This is a genomic window from Mucilaginibacter sp. (assembly GCF_039921305.1).
GTDB lineage: Bacteria > Bacteroidota > Bacteroidia > Sphingobacteriales > Sphingobacteriaceae > Mucilaginibacter.
Genome location: NZ_JBDSCA010000015.1, coordinates 14,803 through 36,462 on the forward strand (window position 1 = coordinate 14,803; position 21,660 = coordinate 36,462).

Genomic DNA, 21,660 nt, shown 5'->3' on the forward strand with positions numbered 1-21,660 from the left:
GTTAGTTATTGCTTGGCCTGATTCCTTGCAAACCTTGAAAATAATTCGGACAGCGATGATGGTTGCCCATGCGGCTGAATAATGTGGAATGGCCTTTCGATAGTTAAGTCTTTAATATCAATGATCCGGCACTCATTATTCTTGAGTTCTTTCAGGATGGAATGGATAGATAAAAAAGCCAGGCAATTGCTGTGCAGCAAATACGACTTGATACTTTCAGTACCGCCCAACTGCATTTCGACCTGTAGATCACTAAGTTTTATATGATGTGGTTTTAGCGCGTGGGCGATCACATCCAAGGTGCCCGAGCCTGGCTCACGTAACAGTAATGGATAATTCTTTAATTCTTCTGGTTTGATCGTGTCTTTTTTGAGCGATATATTATTACCGGCGCATACCAATACCAATTCGTCTTTCAAGTATTCCTCATATTTAATTTGGGGGTTTCGGGAAACCCCTTCAATAATACCGAACTCAATTTCTTTTTTGATCAACGCCTGTTCAATATCTTCTGTGTTTCCCGTTACCAGGTGCACTTGTATGTCTTTAAACTTTTTATGAAACTGGGCCAATACGGGCGGGATGATATATTGTGCTACTGTAGTACTGGCACCGATGCGCAATACCCCGCTGTGCTGTTTAACAAGCAGGTTCATATCGAACTCCAGTTCCCGGTAAATATCCAATAGTTGGTCTGCGTATTGTAAAAGCGTTTTACCAGCGGCAGTTAAAATGATCTTTTTATTGCCGCTCCGTTCAAAAAGGGAGGTTTTATAAACGCCCTCCAATTCCTTGATATGCTTAGTTACTGCGGGCTGGCTAATATAAAGTTCCGCCGCGGCTTTGGTGAAATTGAGCCGTTTGGCGACGGTGTAAAAAACCTGGAGGCGAAAGTCGAGCATGTTTAATAATTGAATTGTTAAAGTTAATAATTATTAGCAGCCTCGTTTCGAATATCAGGCGCCTCATCTGCCTTGCAGTATTACTTCAAAAGATTTCGTTCCATTTGTTTTAACGTCATATAAAAGGAAACGAGATGGTGTTGTTCAACCTCCTCATGCAGTATTCCGTTTACTTTCTGTACAGCAGCTTGAATTACAGGGGCCACCAATTTTCCTTTTTCAGTTAGGTATACAAAATGCTCCCGCCTGTCTTCCCTGTTGACCTCGGTATAGATATATTCATGTTTGGCAAGATAATCTGTTAGTACTGCCACTCGTGATTTATCGAGCTGCAGGTGCTCACTTAATTCTTTATTGGTTAAGGGGACTTCCTGAGAAAAAAGGATCAGTATAATTTCTCCATAATTCTCTGAGTTAAAATCAGGAAGTTCCCTGGCGATCACGGCATGGTATAACCGCGTTAATCTTTGTAATTTCCTTGATAGTAAAAACTGCATTCGGATTTGTTTAAAAAAGCAACATGGCTGTTTCGAGCCATGCCGCTTTCGATCTTCTTAATTGATTACCGTTCCCTCTTTCACTTCATCATTCGCATTTTTTAGAATAGTATCATTTGCTTTAAGGTTGCCGAACACTTCTGCTGAATCATTCCGTGTCAAGCCTTCCTTAATATCGACCAGAGCGGCTTTCCCATTTTTTACCGTGATCACATATTCCCGTTCAGTTGAGCGGACGATGGCGTTATTAGGCACCAGCAACGATTTCGCGCCGGAAAGCATTGGTATTTTGACTTCGGCATACATGCCGGGCTTTAAATTTCCGTTTTGGTTTTGTACGTCGATCTCGATCGCTTCCGACCGCATACTGCCTAAAGCATTAGCGGAGCGGCTGATCCTGGCAGTTTGTTCATTTCCGGGCATCGCGTTGAAAGTGAATTTTACCGGCTGTTTCAGATCCACTTTATCAACGAAATCTTCCGGGATGTAAACTTCCAGCCGAAGTTTACGCGTGTCCTGTAGCACGAGCATCGGCTGATCGGTGCCTTTTCCAGGAGATACCAGCGCGCCTGATGACACATTACGCTGAACGATCATACCGTCAAATGGCGCACGGATATTCAGGTAAGCCTGCATGGTACGAACGGAAGAAACATTAGAGTTTTCTGACCGTGCCATCGCCTCATCAGCTTTCATTTTGGACATGGCGTTATCCAGGTCGAGCGGAGATACCGAACCGGGTTCTTTCGCAGCCTCTTTTAGCCGCTGGTATTTTTCCTTACTGGCCACCGCATTTTCCTGTGCCTGCAAATAGCGGGAGCCTGCCGATTGTAATTGCGATTCCATTTCAGGCGCTTCCAGTGTGATCAGTAACTGGCCCTTATGAACCATGGTACCTCGGTCAACATAAACAGTTTTTACAAAGCCGTTCACCTTTGGGAATAAGTTAACCTCGTTAAAAGGTTTTAACTGTCCCGGCAAACGGGCTGTACTGGATAAGGCTCTTTCGGCAATATTTCCTGTATCGTATTGCTTCGCCTTTTTTGCGGAAGCGGAGGTCATATCTACCGGCTTTTCGTTGCCGGAGCAAGCCGCAAATAAACTGATGCTGCCCAGCAGGATGAGATATTTTATTTTCATGATCTTATACATTAGAGGTTTGTAATTCTTGAGTTTCGTTAACTTTTACATCTTTCATTAAGGACGGGGAATTATAAGTGGTCTTGTCTTGTATCCAGGCAAATACCATCGGCAGGATAAACAGCGCGGCAATGGTTGAGGCGAATAGCCCACCGATCACGGCCCGGCCTAAAGGCGCGGTTTGTTCACCGGCTTCACCCATACCCGAGGCCATCGGTACCATACCGGCCATCATGGCTAAACTGGTCATCAGGATCGGCCTCAAACGTATAGAGGCACTGGTAATGGCTGCCCTTGTCGAGTTTTTGTAATCCAGCCGCAGTGTTTCCGCATTGGTTACGATCAGGATCGCATTAGCTACAGATACGCCTGTGGACATGATCATCCCCATATAACTTTGTAAGTTAAGCGTGGAGCCGGTGAGCAATAAAGCCGTCAGCGAGCCCAATATAACTGCGGGTACCGTTGATAATACGGTTAGCGATAATTTGAAGGACTGGTAATTAGCGGCCAGTAATAAAAAGATCACCAAAATAGCGAACATCAAACCATTTTGCAGGCTGGTCATGGTTTCGGTTAATAAACTGGACATGCCTTTCACTTCGGCTAATAATCCTTTTGGTGTCGCGCCTAATGATCTGATCGCATCTTGTACAGCGGCTGTTGCTGTACCCAGGTCCTTTTTATAGATATTGGCGCTAACCGTTACGAACCTGCGCGGGCCGGTCCGGTCGTATTCCCCTGGTACATACTTTACTTTGAAACTGGCAATATCACCTAAAACAGGGGCGCTTTGGCCTTTGACCAAAGGAATCTCTTTCAATTCATCCATGGTGTTCATCACATATTCCGGAATCTGCACCTGCACCTGGTAAGTATAGGCTGATTTTTCATCTAGCCATTGGTTTTTCTCGGTAAAGCGGCTCGATGAGGTACTCGCGGTAACTGAACGTGCAATATCAGTTACATTCAAACCCAGTTGCGCCGCTTTAAGTCTATCCAGCGTAATGGCAACCACCGGGAATTTTAACGGTTGTACAATTTGTACATCCCGCAGGTAGTCGATCTTTTTTAACTTACCTAACACCTTGTTGGCATAACCCTCGATCTGACCCATATCCTTACCGGCGATACGTATCTCAATCGGTGTAGAGGCGCCCTGGCTCATGATCTTTTCAGTCATGTCTATCGGTTCGAAGGTGATACGCAGGTCAGGAAGCCGTGCGGCAATGTTTTTGCGCAAAGCATCTTTTAACTCATCCATATTCATATGGTACCCTTCATCCAGGTTGACCTGCAATACGGCTTCGTGTGTGCCGGTATTGAATACGTACAGGTTACTCGTTCCATAACTGCTCGGTACTATGCCTACGTAACCTGAAGTAATAGCTACATGGTGGTTCACCGTGCTATCAATAATTTGGAGTACTTGTTTCAATTTGTCTTCTGTGCGCTCCAAACGCGTGCCGTCGGGTTCTTTAATGCGGATCTGAAATTGGCCGTTATTCAGCTTCGGCATCATGTCCTTTCCTATAAATACGAAGCAAACACCAGCTAAAGCGATAACTACGATGAGGTAAACAGGTACGATCAGTTTTTTACTTGGCATCCAGTTTTCGATGATCTTCATGAACCGCATTTTAATGCGCTCAAACAGATCATTTTTTTCAGGATGCTGCTGCTCCTGCTGCAAATGATGATTCACCTGCCCCTCTTCCTGCCGGTCGAAAGTTTCGCCGGCGTGGGCATGCAGTTTGCCGTGTTCATAATGCTGGTAGGTTTCAGCTTTGATAAGCCAGTTGGATAGAATCGGAACTACCGTTTGTGCTATGATGTATGAAACGATCATGGTCAACCCAATGGATAAGGACAGCGGTAAGAACATGGCTTTGGGTACGCCATTCATCATAAACGACGGTGCGAACACGGCCAGGATACAAAGTAAGATAAGCAATAGCGGAAAGGATATTTCTTCACAGGCATCATAGATGGCCTGTGCTTTACTTTTGCCCATTTCCAGGTGCTGGTGAATATTCTCTATCGTAACCGTCGCCTGGTCGACTAGGATACCTATCGCTAAAGCCAAGCCACTTAAGGTCATGATATTGATGGTTTGACCGAACATCCCCAATAACAATACACCTAACAGAATGGATACGGGTATCGTAATTACCACGATTAAACTACTACGCCAGTCTCGTAGAAAAAGCAGTACCATTAATCCAGTAAGGATAGCGCCTAAGCCACCTTCGGTCATCAGGCTTTTAACCGCGTTTATCACAAATACCGACTGGTCAAACTCATAAGATATTTTGACATCATCCGGCAATAAGCTTTGCATCTCTGGTATTTTGGCTTTGAGTGCTTGTACCACACTCCAGGTACTAGCATCAGCCGTTTTTACCACCGGAATATAAACGGAACGCTTGCCATTGATCAGGGCATAATCTACAGTAACATCACTTGCGTCAGCAATCCTCGCCACATCTTTTACTAATATCGATACGCCGTTCTTGGTCACTATCGGGATATTCCCAAATTCGTCTACCTGTTTAACCAACGTATTGATCGTGGTTACGAACATCGTATTATTTAAGCGCAGGTTGCCCGATGGCGACATGACGTTAAACTTGGCTAATGCTTCCACCACCTGATCGGCAGTTAAGTTATAGCTGCGCAACTTATTCGGGTCAACACTTACCGTAATAGACCGCGAGTTCGCACCAAACGGCGGCGGGGCAGATAAGCCCGGTACTGCCGCAAACATCGGTCTCACCTTGGTAGCCGCCAGATCATAGATCTCTTTCAGGCTTCGGGATGGCGCGGACAATACCAATTGCCCAACGGGTAATGACGACGCGTCAAACCGTACCACCTGGGGAGGCAATGCGCCGGGTGGGAAAAACTTCATAGCGCGGTTTACCTGTAAGGCTACCTGGGCCTGTGCTTCGGCCATATTGGTGCTTTCGTAAAAACTCAGTTTGAGCATCGTTAAACCCTGTATGTTTTTACTGGTGATGTTTTTCACACCGTTTACATACAGGAACTGATCCTGTAAACGGGTGGAGAAGAACCCCTCCATTTGCTGTGGGGACATACCGCCGTATGATTCGATAACATAAATGGTAGGCAGGTTCAACTGCGGAAAAATATCTATCGGTATTTTGATGGCACTGAGCACTGCGAAGATGAGCAGGCTCAAGGTGATCACCACGGTTGTGATGGGCCTTTTGAGTGCGGATGTAACCATTGACATATTAAATTATTTTAAAAGGTTGAGTACAGTATTCACCTGATTCTCGGTAACCGCTTTTTGGAACAGCGCGTTCGAGTAAGCATATTTAGCCTGTACATAATCTGTTTCAGCACGGTAAAGGATGTTGAGCGCGGCGTTCAGTTCAATGATATCTGTCAAGCCGTTTTTGTAAAGGGATAGCTTTTGCCGGTAGCCGTCCGTAGCCGCTTTGAGTTGATGCGGTATTTCCTGCAAACGTTGCCGCGCGGTTTCCAGTTCCACATCTGACTGATTAGCGCTGATCGCCAGTAACTCCTTTTGTTCCTGCAGTTTTCTTAGCGTATAATCTGTTGTAGCCCGTTGCGTTCTTAGCTTTAGCTGTCTCCGGCGCAAATCAAACAGATTATAGGAAATACCGATTCCGACGAGATAGTTATTCCTGTCAAACCCGAATCCGCTGCTTAAGCTATTAAAATGGTCGTTCGCGTCCACGCTTGATCCCCGTCCCCAAACCGCGCCTTCCAGCAGCACTTTTGGATTGTAACTTTTCTTTACTAAGTCTTCCCGTTGTAAACTATTCTGGTAAACAGATTTGTAATAGTTGATCAATGGGTGATTGGTTGTATCGATGCTTAAGGCTTGCAAATTAGCAGCAGTATTGATCAGGGTGGTTTCAGCTGCGGTGTCAGGTACAATGGTTCGATAGGGTAATCCGCTAACAGCTGACAATTGAAGTTGCACCTGCTTAAGCTGGTTATCCAACTCGATATAGTTTAAACGGGCTTTTGAAAGTTCCGCTTCGGCGATGCTGGTATCCACGCCCGCACGTACGCCGCTTTTGGCCAGTGATTGTACAGATCGCCTGATCTCTACATTGCGCTGGATGTTTCGGGTCTGGATCGCTAAGTAATTTTGGAGCCGCATCAATTGTAAATAATTATTGATGGTATAGGCCTGCAACTGGTATTTGGAACCAGCAAACTGGTTTTGCTGTACCTTCACATCTGAATTGGCTATCTTGTTTTGCGCGCCATAGGCACCGAAATTGTAGATCTCCCAATCCAGGGCCGCTACGCCAACATTGGCGGAAACGGTGGTGGTGTTATTATCAAGGCGCACACCCCTTGAATCCGATGGAACGATGCCAAAGCCAAAATATGGGCCGGCCACGTTATTGTTGGTGCCCAGGTCGGCCTGGTAATTAAGTTTAAAATTGGGCAGCCAATTGCTGCGGGTTTCGGCAGCCTGTGCCTGTTTGATCAGGATAGCTGCTGAATCAGTTAATAGGGTTGGTGCTTTTTGTTCGACCCTGTTGAGTAAGGTTTTTAAACTCACCGGGGGATTGCTTTGCTGCGCATAGCCCTGCACAGCCACGAACAGGCCAAGAACCACGCCTGAAATTTTCTTTAAAATTCGCATATATTGATTCCGGAATAGGCTTACAGGTAAATAGATACCGGTAAACGATGGATAATTATTGATAAAATGATCGAAGTATTGCTAAGGCAGCGTGCCTTGCAGCGATCAGATCAGATCCGGAAAGTGCAGAGGGAGAGGTAAGAATATTGAAAACTAACGACCGGATCTGGGAAAGTCCGGTATCGTTTAAGGTCTAATTTCCAAAGCTGAATGGTAAAGAATAAAAGGGTGAAAAAACCTACAACCGATGTAAGTACATCAATCAGCGACTTTTTATCTTCCAGCGTTGATTTATCAGGACGTTGAAGAAAACCGCCTTTAGTTGTAGTGCCGTTCAGGTTTTCGGTTTTTCTTTTGAAAATGGAATTGTGGCCTGCAAAATGAATAGCATGAGGCTGGGTCATACAAGGTAAAAACAAGATATGGGTAACAGCTATTACAAAGTAAACAGCCATGATTGTCATTACCAGGAAGGGTTTTATAAAGCCACCTTTTTTCACCTCAACGAATTAGCGCTGTAAAGTTGAGAAAAAATTATTTAGTTTTTATGCAAAACTATTGTTGCAAAGGGACAGAAAAATGGTACTGCACACTAATAGGGCAGAAGTAGACTTCATTGCTTTGGAAAACCCTATTTTCTCGGCATATAGATGATGATGCAGGCCCCAATAACATCCGCGGTCTGGTTTAAACCCGTCGACTTTCCAGGCCCAGATCAGTGCCATGAAAATAAAGATACCACCATAAGCCGCATAGACGCGTTCGAAGTTGGCGGTTTGCAGGTAGCCACCACACCATATAGCGCTAAGATCAAACCGCCGGTTACACCCACCACAGTGGCTTGTCTTCCTTTAACCGTTGCCAAACGACGTAGCCGCCGCCGATATCGAACAAGCCAGCGAGTATAAAATAGCTAATGATTTAATGAGGTTCATTTTTCAAATGTAAAGAAACCCGTTCATAGATAAAATCAATTTTACCGGGCTTTCCTTAGCCTTTCAGCCAATACATTTGGCAAAGGGCTGCTCAATCGCTTTTGCAGCATAACCAATTATGTTGGTCGCTTATAAGCAAGGCCGCATTTTGTTTGCTAATTGGGTTAATCATGATATTTGTAAATAATTAAATATTGTTTATGAAATCAGCTTATCTATATGTGCGAGTAAGCACTGACGAACAAAAAGAAAAGGTTATTCCCTGCCAGAACAAGAGGATCGACTTTTAAAATATTGTGAATTTAACGACATCAACGTCAAGGGCGTATATCGGGAGGACTTCTCAGCAAAAAACTTCAATCGTCCAGAATGGAAAAAGCTTATAGCAACAATCAAAAAAAAATCTTCCGGCGACGAGAATAATATTTTATTCGTCAAATGGGATAGATTTAGCCGCAACATACAATATGCTTATGAGATGATCGGCATATTGCGAAAGTGCAACACCTCGACAATGGCTATCGACCAGCCGATCGATCTCACTATACCGGAAAGCTCCGTAATGCTTGCAGTGTACTTATCGGTACCTGAAGCAGAAAATACAAGACGGGCATTGAACACCGCAAACGGCATTCGTAGAGCAAAACAAATGGGCAGATATCCCAACAAGGCGCCTTTAGGTTACATTAATCTAACAGGCTTGGACGGAAAAAAAATTATCCCTCCCAGGCAACCTGAAGCAGGTTAGAAGTAGTTATCGAACTGTTCGACTGAACGAAACTACCTGTCGTATCTACTTGATTAATAAGGATTTACTTCAAATAAAAAAGCAGGAAAATGAAGAAATTCTTCACTTTCCTGCTCAGGTAGCGGGGAGCAGGATCGAACTGCCGACCTTAGGGTTATGAATCCTACGCTCTAACCATCTGAGCTACCCCGCCGGGTATATGTTTTTAGATATTAGCACCTTACGTTATAACTTTGTCAGTGATCACACCGGGCACCCCCTAAAAAAGGTTTGCAAATATATGAAAAATTCGTTTTCTTTAGAAAAAATGTTAACATTTACAGCCTGAGTTATAATTCATACTATTGAGTACTACTATGTCGGAAAAGAAAAAATTTAATATCGAATACGAAATCAAATCATCCCCAAGGATATTATATACTTTCTTGATAGAACCTAACGGTTTGGCCCAGTGGTTTGCCGACGATGTGAATGTGCGTGAGCAGGTTTACTCTTTTAACTGGGACGGTGATGAGCAAAAGGCTAAGTTGATGAGCTTTAAAGAAAACAAAATGGTTAAATTTAGGTGGCTTGATGATGAGCCGCAATGCTATTTTGAAATGGAAATACTACAAGATGAATTGACCAATGATGTAGCTTTAGGTGTTACCGACTTTGCCAGCGAAGAAAACATTGCCGACCGTAAATTAATTTGGGATAACCAGATAGATTATTTAATAAGTGTGTTGGGTGCATAACCCAAATAACAAGAATAATACAAAAGTCACCCCGGGGTGACTTTTTTTGTTGAAAAATTAAAAAGCTGCATTCCAAATCAGTACTTTAACATTCAGGTTTTTTTTAGCCACAACCTTTTAAGTATAGAAAATTAATTACAAGCCAAAAACCCGACTCTGGGGTGTTAAATGCTGGGATTAGTATTTGTGATACTTTAACCTTGATCATCAATACAAAAATAAAACGCTTGCTTTTTTATATTTGTATTGATATTACATACCGGGACTACCTTTTTATCTACGGAAGTATTTATATAACCAATATACTTAACCGCTTAAACCGTAAGATACAAGCTTTGGTATGGCTTATACACAGAACGTAAATGGCAAACCTGTTTGTATTACAAAAACGCATTTATAACTTTATAATTAATAAACCCAATTAATAAAATGGACATCACGGTAGAAACGACAGTAAATGCGCCGATAGAAAAAGTTTGGGCATACTGGACAAAACCTGAACATATAAAGCAATGGTGCAATGCATCTGACGATTGGCATGCCCCTTATGCCGATAACGATTTACGTACCGGCGGTAAATTCAAAACTACGATGGCCGCTAAGGATGGTAGTTTTAGTTTCGATTTTGAGGGTGTTTATACCGATGTAAAAGAATACAGCCTGATTGAATATGTTATTGGCGATGGCCGAAAGGTAAAGATCACTTTTACAGATCTGGGCGATAGTATCAACATCATTGAGGTGTTTGAAGCTGAAAACGAGAATCCTGCTGAAATGCAACGGGGCGGCTGGCAAGCTATTATTGATGACTTTAAGAAATATACTGAGGCATCAATATAATAAATTACAGTGGTTTAAACAGCAAAGCCCCTTAAATATTAAGGGGCTTTGCTGTTTGTGGTGAATGATATTAGTTATTCAACTTAATCATATCCATAGTTAGCTTTTTATCCTTTTTAAAGTAACTAACCTGTATCACATGGTTGGTTTTTGCCGGAAGTATGGCAGACCAGGTTGCCTTTTCCTTTTTTATGGCGATTTTATCAGATGTAAACTTACCGTTTTTATACCTTATTTGTCCAAAGTTCTTTGTTTTTTTGGCGTCATTATCCAACTTATCATAATCAACAAAACTGAAAGTTATTTCGCTGTTGTCATCACTCTTCATGGTATACATATAATCCATCCAACCCATAAACTTAGCCGCTGTGGCAAGCAGATATGGTGATAAGAAACCGGAATAAGATGGGAAAGAGTTGGTTGTACCTTTTGCCTTCTGAATTTCCTGGGCCTGCACCACATTTCCATTCTTATCGTATTCTATTACAACCATGTTTTCTAACTGTAATGATACAAAGCTTCCCCCTGTCATGGCCCCTAAGGCTGATAAAGCACCAGAACCTCCCGGTTTTTTAAACTTTTCGGCAATAACAATATTGGTGTTATTCTTTGTTTTTACAATATCGTGGATATATAAAAAGTAACCGCCATCAAGCTTGCCGTTTTCTATAGTTAAATATTTACCCAATGACTCATCGAACGTTTTAAAATTACTTTTTAACAGCTTGCCTGTTTTATCAAGTTCCAGAAACGCGAAACCATCCGGAGGGGTTGTGAATGTTTTAGCTTGTTTATAATTTAATCCTATCACAATGATCTTACCATCTTCAAAAACCGCGTTTACAGGCACAACATAATTACCGTCAAATTCGGTAGGCAGGTCAAATAACTCAGCACCATCCTTTACGCTGTTAGCTACCAATGAGTTTTGGGTTTTAAAGGAATACATCCCTCTTTCTATCTTGGTTACCGCGGTTAATATGATATCGTTATTACCGTTTAAATAAGTGGGGAACATTATGCGTGATTTACCCTCTGGTTCATAAGTATGATCCCATGATTTTTGGCCTGATGCACCAGCATAGTTGATGATAAATGCATCATTGGGGTCATTATAAACATAATTAACAAAGCCACTATTTTCAACTATACCTAATTCGGGGCTTACGCCCTGTTTAAACTGGGTATATTTCATACCAGATGGCTTGTAATTGATTTTGGTTGTTATGGAGTTTACCTCCTTAGCTTGCTGATCATACACTTTTAGCTCAAACGTTTTCTCCTTTTCATTCCAAAACTTAAAGCAAAAGTTATTGCCATCAAAGCCACTACTTACCAACTCCCATTCCTTAGGGCCCTCAATTTCTTTGGTACCTAATGAATTTAAATTTTCATCGAGCAGGTTAAGTTTAAATATCCTTGTTTTACGGTCAACTTTATCAAATTCGTAAAAATTGTAATATCCCTTTACAACATTATTTTTTTTGATCACACCGCTACTGCGGATATTCACAGTCTTCACTTCGTCAAATACCTTCGTTGCATCCTGGCTAAACGCGGGTATACTAAAAAGGGTGACCAAAATGAGTAGTAATTTTGCTTTCATGGTTAATTGTTTAAATGGTTAAGGTTGTTTATGGCTTCTGCCGAAGCGTTGATTTGTGATTTATGGCTTGTATAATATTTATTTGTGATGGCGATTAACTCGCCCAGATCGATATTGTCTATCAGTTTTAGCAAGATGGCGTATTCGTCCTTATCATCATCGGGTATGTATTGATTACTCACCACAGCATACAGTTGATGCTTTTTTTGATGTATGCAAAAGGAAAGCAGCGTATCAAATATCTCGGATTTAATAAAATAGTTGTCCGGGTAGAGCGTATTCATTTGAACAAGCTGATAAAAATAATAACTCAAATTATCATTCTCTTTAGAAAATGCAGCTTCTTCAAACAATGCTTGCTTTTTCAACTCCGAAAATTTGGACGCGTTAGCTATTTCATAATCTAAACCGATTTTTCCATGGCTATCAAAATTATTTTTCATGGCTATCTTTCTTACAGCGCAATCGGGGTGGGTTTTCAAGGAGTCAGTTTCTTCTTTCCTGGTATCACTGAAACTCATTTTTTTTGAGGGCCTAAATAAATTATCAGCTACAGCCATATTTTCCTGCTTAAAAAAGCTCTGCAACACGCCTGTAGCGGGCGAATTTTCGGCAGCTTCGAGCAGATCAAAAATATGAGCTATGTTAGTTCCGTTGTAACCCGTGTTACGAAACAGTGCTATACCCAATGAATCGGCGGCCCGTTCTTGTGAACGGTTGTGCTTACGGCGGTTAAAAACATCGCTTTTATACAACTCTTCCAGTTGTTTTTTTGAATTATATTCTTGTTTCTTTATTTTTTTAACACGCACCAAAAACTCGGATGAGTTGTAAGTTTCTAATTGCGATATAATAGAATTGTTAACATGTTTTAAAAGGTAATGCCCTAATTCATGACAGAAAACCATGGCCACCTGGCTTTCGTTCTCCATAATATTAAGCAGGCCCAGGTTACAAACAATGGTACCTTCTTCGTAACTATATGCATTTACATTAGATGTACGGTTCACAAAAAAGTGGAACCGGCCGGCATCAAGTGAGTTTTTTTGCAGGATATGTAGAAAAACAGAATTTAAATAGGGATAAACCGCGCTATCAAACAAAAACTTTCTCTCACTCAGGTCCTTCAGCAGATCGGTATTTTTTTCGCTGATTATTTTGAGATAATCCTTTTGATATTTTTTCTCAAAGCTATTGGCATCATCTTTTACGGTTTTGTTTAAAAATACCGTATAGCTTTCAATATCAGTATAAGCATATTGTTTAGGTATAGCAACCGGCTTGTTTTTTTGTCCTTTTGCTATAAAAACAGACATAGAAAATGCCACTACAGCAATAACAAAAGGCAGGATGTGGGGCTTAGGGAAATGCTTCACTATTTAAGTAAAATTATTTATTTTTTACTTAACTGCAAGTATCTGTATAGTTATTTTACGATATCATAAAAACATGATAACATTTCATTGTTAAATAACCAGGTGAGCCATATACCCTATCCATAGTTCATCAACGGTTTTGTCGGTTATTTGCTTTAATAATTGGGGCATTTAACCTCAAAGATGGAAAACCGTTTTATCCTTCAAACAAACTGCGTTTTATTCCCATTTCCAAACCTCTTAACTCGGCAAGGCCTTTTAAGCGGCCAATCGCTGAGTATCCCGGGTAGGTGTTGTAGTTAAAATCGTCGAGTATTTTATGGCCGTGATCGGGGCGCATGGGTATCGCTATATCGGTACGGCCATTGTCTGCCCGTTTCTTTTGTTCGATGATAATGTTCTTCATTACGGCAAACATATTGGTGCTGCCACCTAAATGGTCGGCTTCGTAAAAGCTACCATCGGCTTCGCGCTGTACATTGCGTAAATGGATAAAGTGGATATGCTCACCTAAACGGCTCACAATTCCCGGAAGATCATTATCCGCACGGGCACCTAATGAGCCTGTACAAAAAGTTAAACCGTTTGATGGGGATGGGCAAAAACCTACCAGATCGCTCAAATCCTTTTCTGTTGATACTACTCTCGGTAAACCCAGGATCGGGAACGGAGGATCATCGGGATGGATACACATGTTGATGCCTGCTTCTTCTGCTGCCGGTATGATGGCCTGTAAAAAATAAGCCAGGTTTTGTTTCAGTTTGGCAGCATCGGTTTGGGCGTAGCGTTGCAGGTGTTCCTTAAATTCGGGGATGGTAAATACTTCATCGGTTCCGGGTAAACCGGCCATAATGGTATCGGTTAGGTATTTTTTCTCATCTGCAGTAATGCTATCCAAATAAGCTTTCGCGGCTTGCTGCTGCCCGGTTGTAAACTCTTTGAATGCATCTTCTCGTTCTAAAATATACAGATCGAACGCGGCTACTGCCGGAGCATGGTAACGTAATGCGGAGGCATTGTTGGGTAAGCGAAAATCGAGGTTGGTACGCGTCCAATCCAACACAGGCATAAAGTTATAGCATACGGTTTTTAGTCCGGCTTTAGCCAAGTTTTGCAGACTGGTTATGTATTTGGCAATGTATTCGTCGCGTTCGGCACCGGCGGTTTTTACACTTTCGTGGATGTTTACGCTTTCGACAACTGACCATGTTAAACCGGTCTTTTCTATAATATTCTTACGGAGATTGATATCGTCCATTGTCCAAATATCCCCGCAAGGGATATGATGCAACGCGGTAACTATACCTGTGGCTCCTGTTTGCCTGATAACCGGCAGGGTAACGGGATCTGAAGGGCCGAACCAGCGGAAAGTTTGTTCTAAATCACTAAACATATGCTATATATAACGGGCAGAATATACCCGCCGTGAAATTATGAACAATAAAGCAAATTCGCAATCGATTACGAAACAGAAAATCCAATGCAGTATAACGGTGTTGGATTTTTTAGTTATGGATAAAAGCTACACCTTTTGCTTTTTAACCTCCACATATCCCTGGTAAGATATAGGATCGCGGTTATTTAAGCTTACACGTAATGTGGCATATCCGTTTTTTGAGATAGTGAGCTGCATGGTACGCACATCTTTGGCATTTTTTGGAACGATGGATACTTCCCAACTATCCTTTTTCTCAACAACTTTGTAATCAAATTTGGTGGTGGTAAATTGCACCCCGGCATCTTCGGAGTTCATTGGTGCCACATAGGCCCGGCCAAAGTATGGCAGGTAAGCTACTAATGAATCTGTACCTATTCGCAAATCATATTCGGGGGTTACATACCGATTGCCCCCGCGCATAGGCTGCACATATTGGGCTACAAAAACATAGCTTTTAGCATCAATCATGCTTTTAACTTCGGCTGCTGTTTTGGCTTCTTTTGCTTTCCTTTTGGCGCTTTGTGCAAAGCTTGTGTTAATTACCCAAAAGGATAAGATGATGAAAAACGAAGGCCTTGCCCATGTTGCAATAAATGTTTTCATTTTCAAAGGTTTATGTAAATATAACGATATGTTTTTGATAATGTTTTATCAGGATAAATTTAGCGGGCGAAGTATGTACGTATGAATAAGCGATGGATTTTTCGTATTTTTGTGTAGAGAGAGATGTAGTATGGAAGGGGCCAATTTGTTCTTTAACCTCTTACTTTATCCCCCCTTTTTTGTTATCGTGGTATTAAAGTTATTATCTTTAATCGCCCCTAAATTCAGCCATTATTTATGAAACGGATACTTTTACTGGCCACGTGCTTTGCTTTGTTATTTGTACAAGTTAGGGCGCAGGACAACTGGAAATTTGCGCACTTATCGGACATCCATGTGGGGAGTGATAACAGTGTTGCCGATTTGCAGCGTACGGTTAACGATATCAATGCGAACCCGGAGTTGGAGTTTGTGGTGATATCGGGCGATATTACGGAGTTTGGGACTGATGCGGAATTACGCAATGCCAGGAGTATTTTGGATGGCCTGAATAAACCCTGGTATATTGTTCCGGGGAACCATGATATGAACTGGTCGGAAAGTGGAGGAAACTCGTTCAAGACGGTATTTGGGTCGGAAACTTTCGCGGTTAAGCAACATGGCATTTTGTTTCTGGGTACCAATTGCGGGCCCAACATGCGCATGAGCCCCGGGCAGGTACCGAGGGAGAATCTGGTTTGGCTGGATTCGGTTTTGAAAGTAACCCCCAAAGAGACACCGATCATTTTTGTGAATCACTACCCTATTGATTCGGCGCTGAATAATTGGTATGAGGTGATTAATCGTTTAAAAACAAAGAATATCCAGCTCATTATTTGCGGGCACGGGCATAGTAACCATCATTTGAACTTTGAGGGTATTCCGGGTATAATGGGCCGATCAAATTTGAGGGCCAAAGATTCTGTTGGCGGCTATAACATTGTTACCCTTGCCGGGGATTCGGTGTTTTATAGTACGCGCTTACCGGGTGTGGTTACTAAACCTACGTGGACCAGGGACAGATTGTACGACCATCATTTTAGAGTACCGGGTAAGTATCCGAGGCCAGATTTTTCGGCCAATCAAAAGTTTGCTAATGTTAAGGAGATTTGGGCCGTTGAGGATAACAGCGATATTGGAGCGGGCAGCGCGATAGCTGGCAACCTGTTTATTACGCCTAATACTGCAGGCCGGTTAACAGCTTACGATGTGAACACGGGTAAGAAAGTTTGGGCCACACGAACGGGCGGTAAAACTTATAGTACACCCTGCGTTTGGGAGAAGTACGTAGTGGTATCGAGCTCCGATAAGAATTTGTATTGCTTTGATGTAAAAACGGGTAAGGCTATTTGGAAGATGACAGCCGATAAACCTATGGTAGCATCGCCCATCATCAAAAACAATAGGGTTTATTGTGGTAGTTCGGATGGGCATTTTAAATGTTATGAGCTTGCTACCGGAAAAATCATTTGGGAGTTTGCAGCTGTTGAGGGTTTTGAAACAGCCAGGCCTTTATTATATAACGGCTTGGTTTATTTTGGCGCGTGGGCCAATCATTTATATGCTTTGGATCAAAAAACGGGCGCCTTAGTTTGGAACTGGACGAGCGGCTCAACCAACCGCATGTTTTCGCCGGCAGCTTGCTATCCAGTGGCAACGGCTAACAGGTTATTCATCGTAGCTCCGGACAGATACATGACCTGTATTGACGCTACAACTGGTAAAGTGATATGGCGGAAGCAAGACCCAAAGATCAAGGTACGTGAATCTATGGGCCTTTCGGCGGATAGCAGTTTGGTTTATGTTAAAACCATGGATGGTGATGTGCTTGGTATATCTACCAAAGCCGATGAGATGCAGGTTGACTGGAAAGCGCAGCGCAATATGGGTTATGATATTTCGCCATCGCTGATAGCAGAGCATGGCGGTTTGGTTTTCGCGTTAAGCAATTCGGGCATAGTTTATGCCTTTAACCGGGTTGATGGTTCGGTTGCCTGGATGCATAAGATATCTAACTGTTTGGTAAACCCTTTGAGCTTTATCAGCGATAAGCAACTGGTGGCTACTACAATGGATGGAAAGATTGTTTGTTTGAAATATTAGGCAATACCAAGTTAACCTGTTCGAGTTTTTATTTGACGTACAAAGAGAGTGTATGAAAAACTAATAATTAACTTAGTAACAAAACAATTAACATGGTGCCAATAAAATCGGCCTTAATTATCTTTTTGGCTATAAGCTGTTTACATCCGGTTTATTCTCAGCAAAAATACACGCCTGTCAGCATTCATTCGCATAACGATTACTCACGCCCCGATCCATTTTACCATGCCTTTAAAGCGGGTGTAGGCACCATTGAAGCCGACGTGTTTTTACGGAATGGTAAGTTAATGGTCGCGCATGACTCTGCCGATATCCAGCCCGAACGCACACTAAAAGCGCTTTACCTCGATCCATTAAAAAAAGAACTTACCAATCACCCAAGGCCGGTGATTTTGATGATAGATATGAAAGAGGCTTACGGGCCACTATTATCTCAACTGATCAACGAACTTGAAGCCTTAAAACCATTCATAAAAGCGGATAATAACCAAGCCCCGCTCGGCATCGTGATAACCGGAAACCGCCCACCACCATCCCAATATCAAGACTATCCGTCTTACCTATCTTTCGATGATGACCTGCAGCTACCGCACACCCTACAACAATGGCAACGCGTGGCACAGGTTAGCCTTAACTTTGCCAATTACTCCAAATGGAAAGGCGAGGGGGCTTTACCTTTACGGGATGAAAAAGTGACCAGAGCCATCATTAACGCCGTTCACCTTACGGGGAAAAAGATCCGTTTTTGGGCCGCACCCGATAACCCCGCGGGCTGGCAAAAACTGATTGACCTCAAAGCCGATATCCTATCCACCGACAAGATCGACGAGCTCATTACTGCCATCAAATAAATAGAGTAACTGCGCTAACCTAAATAACAAATTATGCCTGCCTGTCGGCAGACAGGGGTAAATATGGGTATCCTCAAAAAGCCTTGGGCTTCAGTTTTTTGCTTTAAAGGGGGGGGGATATTGTAAGAAATCTCAAACGTATTTTTTCCCAACGGCCCTATTCAATCAATTCTTCAATTATTAAAAAAGGGGGGATACCTAACCGCCCAATCAAGTGCCATCGTTTGATTGTAAATAGTTGTGGGCGTCCACGCTCACGGAGTGCAAAGGGGGATAAAGTAGGATTTTTTCAACCACATCTTCCCATCTTGCCTATTACATCTCCAATCAAAGGGGGGGAATAAGGGGTATATTTTCAAATAACAAATCGGCAAAACCTAACAATAAACCAATGCGATCCTACCAATACAAAGATACGCATAAATTACAAAAAAGACTCCGACAATAAGTACTTCGACCTCACTATGACCGAAGCTGAGCAAATTTTTAAGATCCTTAGGCTATATTAAACCCTGCTCATTTACCATTGTTCTCCAGAAAGTAAACTATCCGGCAGGCAGTCCCTTTTGATAATGGATTATGAGCGCTTATAACCTTAACCTTCAACACATGTTTTCCTGCGGATAGGTCATCAGCCAAAACAGCGTACGATGGTAAATGTAACCCTTTACTTGCCGGTTTATAAATATCCATATCCGGGTAAGGCTTGTTATCAACTGTATAGCTAATTATTCCGGCATCTGGCCCGGCAATAAATCCCGCGCCTATCACCGTTCCGGTAAAAGATAGCTCAAAAGTAGCATTAGGTTGAGCCGCCTCCAACACAGGCACATCAGTAAAGCCCGCACGGGTATGTACACTATCGGCCGGGTGCCATGTTTTAACATATTTAAAACCCCTCAGCATTGCCGCGCTGGCTATATCTAAATACTCGCCATGCTCATAGTTAAGTATGTTGATTGGTTTAGAGATGCTATGTTTAACTAACCTTGCGGGAATAGCCTTTTTCAACTCACCAACAAACAATTGCTCAATAGTGTTAAAGTACAATTGTTGGCCAAAAGGCGATGGATGCAAACTCTTAAAATCATCTTTCCAGGTAAATTCATTATGATCAATCCGGTCATTTATTTCTTTCGCCAAGTTAATATAAGGCAGGTGATAATATTGAGCGATATCCTGATGAACCTTTGCTTCGGATGGAATTTTCCCCGCATGGTAATCGGCATTTTTAAGCTCATCGGCAAAAGCCATTACAATAATATCCGTTAACGGGTCAGCTTTAAGCGTATGCCTCACAATACCTTCCATAGCCCGGCGCTGTACCGTATCCGATTTTTCGTTGCCCCTGTCATTCACAGCCGCTTCTAAAAAAAGCAGATCTATCCTGCCCTTCTCCAGCACATCTCTTTTCATCCTGAACGCGTGCGGCAAACTCCCTAACGATGGTATCCCGGCATTCATCATGGTAAAATGTATCCCCGGATACGTTTGAATCAAATACTGCTCAACCTTGCCCCGCCAGCCCGTCATATTCGTGATCGATCCACCAAAAAAGGCAACCGTAATATTCTTCTCTGTAGCCAGCTTATACCTGAAGTTATCCAGGTTGCCATATCGCGATATATAGCTTTCGCTGGATAGTTTTTTAGCGGTATCAATCACATTGCTTTTAGCAAAACCGTTAAAAGCAAACGTTAACAACAAGCCAAGCACTATATATTTTCTAATCATAAAAGGAGTAATTTATAACTGAACCGTTTTCAAAATAAAATCAACAATAGGCATAGGGTTAGGCAAACTATGCGGATGATGCTTGGCTCCCGGTTTATGCAACACGGTAATATTGCCACCCAAAGCTTTAACCTTTTGCTCAAACAGCAAAGTATTATCGGCCGGTGCCACAGCCTCATCATTATCTGCCAGTAAATGCAGCATAGGGTATTTACCCTTCACAATCTGCCCAATCTTATCAATCGGACTACCATGAAAGTTATTCAATTGTTCATCCGTAGTAATATGGTAATCCGCTTTAAACTTCTCAACGTCTTTCACGCTTTTCTGACTTTTTCCACCACCCAGCGGCCAGCTTTTTAAATCGAGCACAGCATTGTCAACATACACACAAGCAACTTTATCCGGGTTAACCGCTGCCCAGTTGTAAACATATACCCCGCCCCTACTCATACCTTCCATTACCGCCTTTTTGTTCAATCCGGCAGATCGTAAAACCTTATAAAAACCATTCCACGCGTTTATCGCCTCGTCGTTACCAAACAGTTCAATTACATCGCAATAAACAATATGGAAACCTCTTTCCAACAAAGAGATATCCGCTTGCGGCTCATGCCCCCAAAAGCGGGCTCGCCATACCCAGGGATGCCCAATCGCGCTCCATTTAGGCTGCACAACTTTGCAGTCATGGTTATTCAATGTAAAATCGTTACACACATACCCATAAAACGAACTCTGCTTTACCGAATACTTAATCCCCTTATCTATATCAAACCTAACATCACGCTTTTGCTGTAGCAGATCAGCCAACCTTTTGGCAATAATACCCGCCCCCTCCGCATTCGGATGGATCTTATCAGCTAACAAGCTTTCCTTATCGGCGAATAAACTATGCAGGTCAATAACTTCCAGATGCTCCGTATAAGCCAGGTGTTGGATATGTGGAATGATTTGCCCAACAATCACTTTATCAGATATCGAATTACTATCTGGATGAAAAGATTTGATCGGCAACAGCAACACAATTCTCGGGTGCGATGGTAAGGCCTCAAAAGCGGCTATCATCTCCTTATAATCGTGCTCATACTCGTCAAGGTATACCCGGTTAACTAACTTGCTATCATTGGTACCCAACTTAATAAAAACAACATCGGGATTACTTTGCAAAGCCTGCTGATATTGGGGCTGATTAATATAAGGCTTGTTACCCTTATGCAGTAGCGTGCTGCTATTCACACCAAAATTACTCACCACATAATTATCACCCAGCATCCGCTGTAACTGCGCGGGGTATGAGTCATGCTCCCGGTCAACTATCCGGGCGCCATAAGTAATGCTGTTACCAATACAGGCAACCTTAATGGGTGCTACAGCTTGCGCGATGGAGCTGCATAACACGATCAGCAATATAAAAACGGTACGTTTCATTTAAATTGGTTTAATTACCTTTTAAAAATGATTGTGGGTAATTACTTCAAACAGTATGGTGCAATTACTTAAATTTATAATACAATGTA

Annotated in this window: 19 protein-coding genes and 1 tRNA gene; 5 read left to right on the top strand and 15 right to left on the bottom strand. The window is 42.3% G+C overall.

Features of this window, described 5'->3' with window-relative positions; translation table 11 throughout:
- Positions 1–5 precede the first annotated feature (5 nt).
- From ABIN91_RS03040 to ABIN91_RS03075, 8 genes are all read right to left on the bottom strand, one after another.
- Complete coding sequence (locus tag ABIN91_RS03040) at positions 6–902, bottom strand: LysR substrate-binding domain-containing protein (protein ID WP_348048313.1); 897 nt, start codon at positions 900–902, stop codon at positions 6–8.
- A gap of 80 nt (positions 903–982) precedes the next feature.
- Positions 983–1,399, bottom strand: coding sequence for a MarR family transcriptional regulator (locus ABIN91_RS03045; RefSeq protein ID WP_348048315.1), 417 nt, complete (start codon positions 1,397–1,399; stop codon positions 983–985).
- Between the two features lie 57 nt (positions 1,400–1,456).
- On the bottom strand, positions 1,457–2,539 hold the full coding sequence (locus tag ABIN91_RS03050) for an efflux RND transporter periplasmic adaptor subunit (protein WP_348048317.1): 1,083 nt from the start codon (positions 2,537–2,539) through the stop codon (positions 1,457–1,459).
- Positions 2,540–2,543: 4 nt separating this feature from the next.
- On the bottom strand, positions 2,544–5,789 hold the full coding sequence (locus ABIN91_RS03055; RefSeq protein WP_348048319.1) for an efflux RND transporter permease subunit: 3,246 nt from the start codon (positions 5,787–5,789) through the stop codon (positions 2,544–2,546).
- A 12-nt stretch (positions 5,790–5,801) separates the two neighbouring features.
- A complete protein-coding gene (locus tag ABIN91_RS03060) occupies positions 5,802–7,193 on the bottom strand; it encodes a TolC family protein (RefSeq protein ID WP_348048321.1) in 1,392 nt (463 codons plus the stop codon).
- Positions 7,194–7,303: 110 nt separating this feature from the next.
- A complete protein-coding gene (locus ABIN91_RS03065) occupies positions 7,304–7,657 on the bottom strand; it encodes a hypothetical protein (protein WP_348048323.1) in 354 nt (117 codons plus the stop codon).
- Between the two features lie 81 nt (positions 7,658–7,738).
- Positions 7,739–7,993 (bottom strand): hypothetical protein, encoded by a 255-nt coding sequence (locus ABIN91_RS03070; protein ID WP_348048768.1) that lies wholly within the window; start codon positions 7,991–7,993, stop codon positions 7,739–7,741.
- Between the two features lie 22 nt (positions 7,994–8,015).
- Positions 8,016–8,087: a hypothetical protein gene (locus ABIN91_RS03075; RefSeq protein WP_348048770.1), complete on the bottom strand. Its 72-nt coding sequence runs from the start codon at positions 8,085–8,087 to the stop codon at positions 8,016–8,018.
- Positions 8,088–8,390: 303 nt separating this feature from the next.
- Here ABIN91_RS03075 and ABIN91_RS03080 point away from each other — a divergent pair, with 303 nt between their 5' ends.
- Entirely contained in the window at positions 8,391–8,876 is a 486-nt protein-coding gene (locus ABIN91_RS03080; protein ID WP_348048772.1) for a recombinase family protein, read from the top strand.
- 119 nt (positions 8,877–8,995) lie between these two features.
- On the opposite strand, the gene ABIN91_RS03085 is transcribed toward ABIN91_RS03080, so the two are convergent.
- Positions 8,996–9,069, bottom strand: a tRNA-Met gene (locus tag ABIN91_RS03085).
- 163 nt (positions 9,070–9,232) lie between these two features.
- On the opposite strand from ABIN91_RS03085, the gene ABIN91_RS03090 reads away from it, so the two are divergent.
- The gene (locus tag ABIN91_RS03090) at positions 9,233–9,613 is read left to right on the top strand and encodes an START-like domain-containing protein (RefSeq protein ID WP_348048325.1); all 381 of its coding nucleotides are present in this window, start codon (positions 9,233–9,235) and stop codon (positions 9,611–9,613) included.
- Between the two features lie 429 nt (positions 9,614–10,042).
- Positions 10,043–10,453, top strand: coding sequence for an SRPBCC family protein (locus tag ABIN91_RS03095; protein WP_348048328.1), 411 nt, complete (start codon positions 10,043–10,045; stop codon positions 10,451–10,453).
- 70 nt (positions 10,454–10,523) lie between these two features.
- Here ABIN91_RS03095 and ABIN91_RS03100 read toward each other — a convergent pair whose 3' ends face one another.
- The 4 genes from ABIN91_RS03100 to ABIN91_RS03115 all read right to left on the bottom strand — a co-directional run bounded on the left by ABIN91_RS03100 (position 10,524) and on the right by ABIN91_RS03115 (position 15,476).
- Entirely contained in the window at positions 10,524–12,059 is a 1,536-nt protein-coding gene (locus tag ABIN91_RS03100; protein WP_348048330.1) for a DUF6770 family protein, read from the bottom strand.
- 2 nt (positions 12,060–12,061) lie between these two features.
- On the bottom strand, positions 12,062–13,435 hold the full coding sequence (locus ABIN91_RS03105) for a M48 family metallopeptidase (RefSeq protein WP_348048332.1): 1,374 nt from the start codon (positions 13,433–13,435) through the stop codon (positions 12,062–12,064).
- Between the two features lie 196 nt (positions 13,436–13,631).
- Positions 13,632–14,828, bottom strand: coding sequence for a mannonate dehydratase (gene uxuA, locus ABIN91_RS03110; RefSeq protein WP_348048334.1), 1,197 nt, complete (start codon positions 14,826–14,828; stop codon positions 13,632–13,634).
- 129 nt (positions 14,829–14,957) lie between these two features.
- Positions 14,958–15,476, bottom strand: a complete 519-nt coding sequence (locus ABIN91_RS03115) for a DUF4251 domain-containing protein (protein ID WP_348048336.1) — start codon at positions 15,474–15,476, stop codon at positions 14,958–14,960.
- 237 nt (positions 15,477–15,713) lie between these two features.
- Here ABIN91_RS03115 and ABIN91_RS03120 point away from each other — a divergent pair, with 237 nt between their 5' ends.
- On the top strand, positions 15,714–17,558 hold the full coding sequence (locus ABIN91_RS03120) for a PQQ-binding-like beta-propeller repeat protein (protein WP_348048338.1): 1,845 nt from the start codon (positions 15,714–15,716) through the stop codon (positions 17,556–17,558).
- Between the two features lie 92 nt (positions 17,559–17,650).
- Positions 17,651–18,409, top strand: coding sequence for a hypothetical protein (locus tag ABIN91_RS03125; protein ID WP_348048340.1), 759 nt, complete (start codon positions 17,651–17,653; stop codon positions 18,407–18,409).
- A 516-nt stretch (positions 18,410–18,925) separates the two neighbouring features.
- On the opposite strand, the gene ABIN91_RS03130 is transcribed toward ABIN91_RS03125, so the two are convergent.
- Complete coding sequence (locus tag ABIN91_RS03130) at positions 18,926–20,143, bottom strand: SGNH/GDSL hydrolase family protein (RefSeq protein ID WP_348048342.1); 1,218 nt, start codon at positions 20,141–20,143, stop codon at positions 18,926–18,928.
- A gap of 12 nt (positions 20,144–20,155) precedes the next feature.
- Positions 20,156–21,571: a GDSL-type esterase/lipase family protein gene (locus ABIN91_RS03135; protein WP_348048344.1), complete on the bottom strand. Its 1,416-nt coding sequence runs from the start codon at positions 21,569–21,571 to the stop codon at positions 20,156–20,158.
- Between the last annotated feature and the right edge of the window lie 89 nt (positions 21,572–21,660).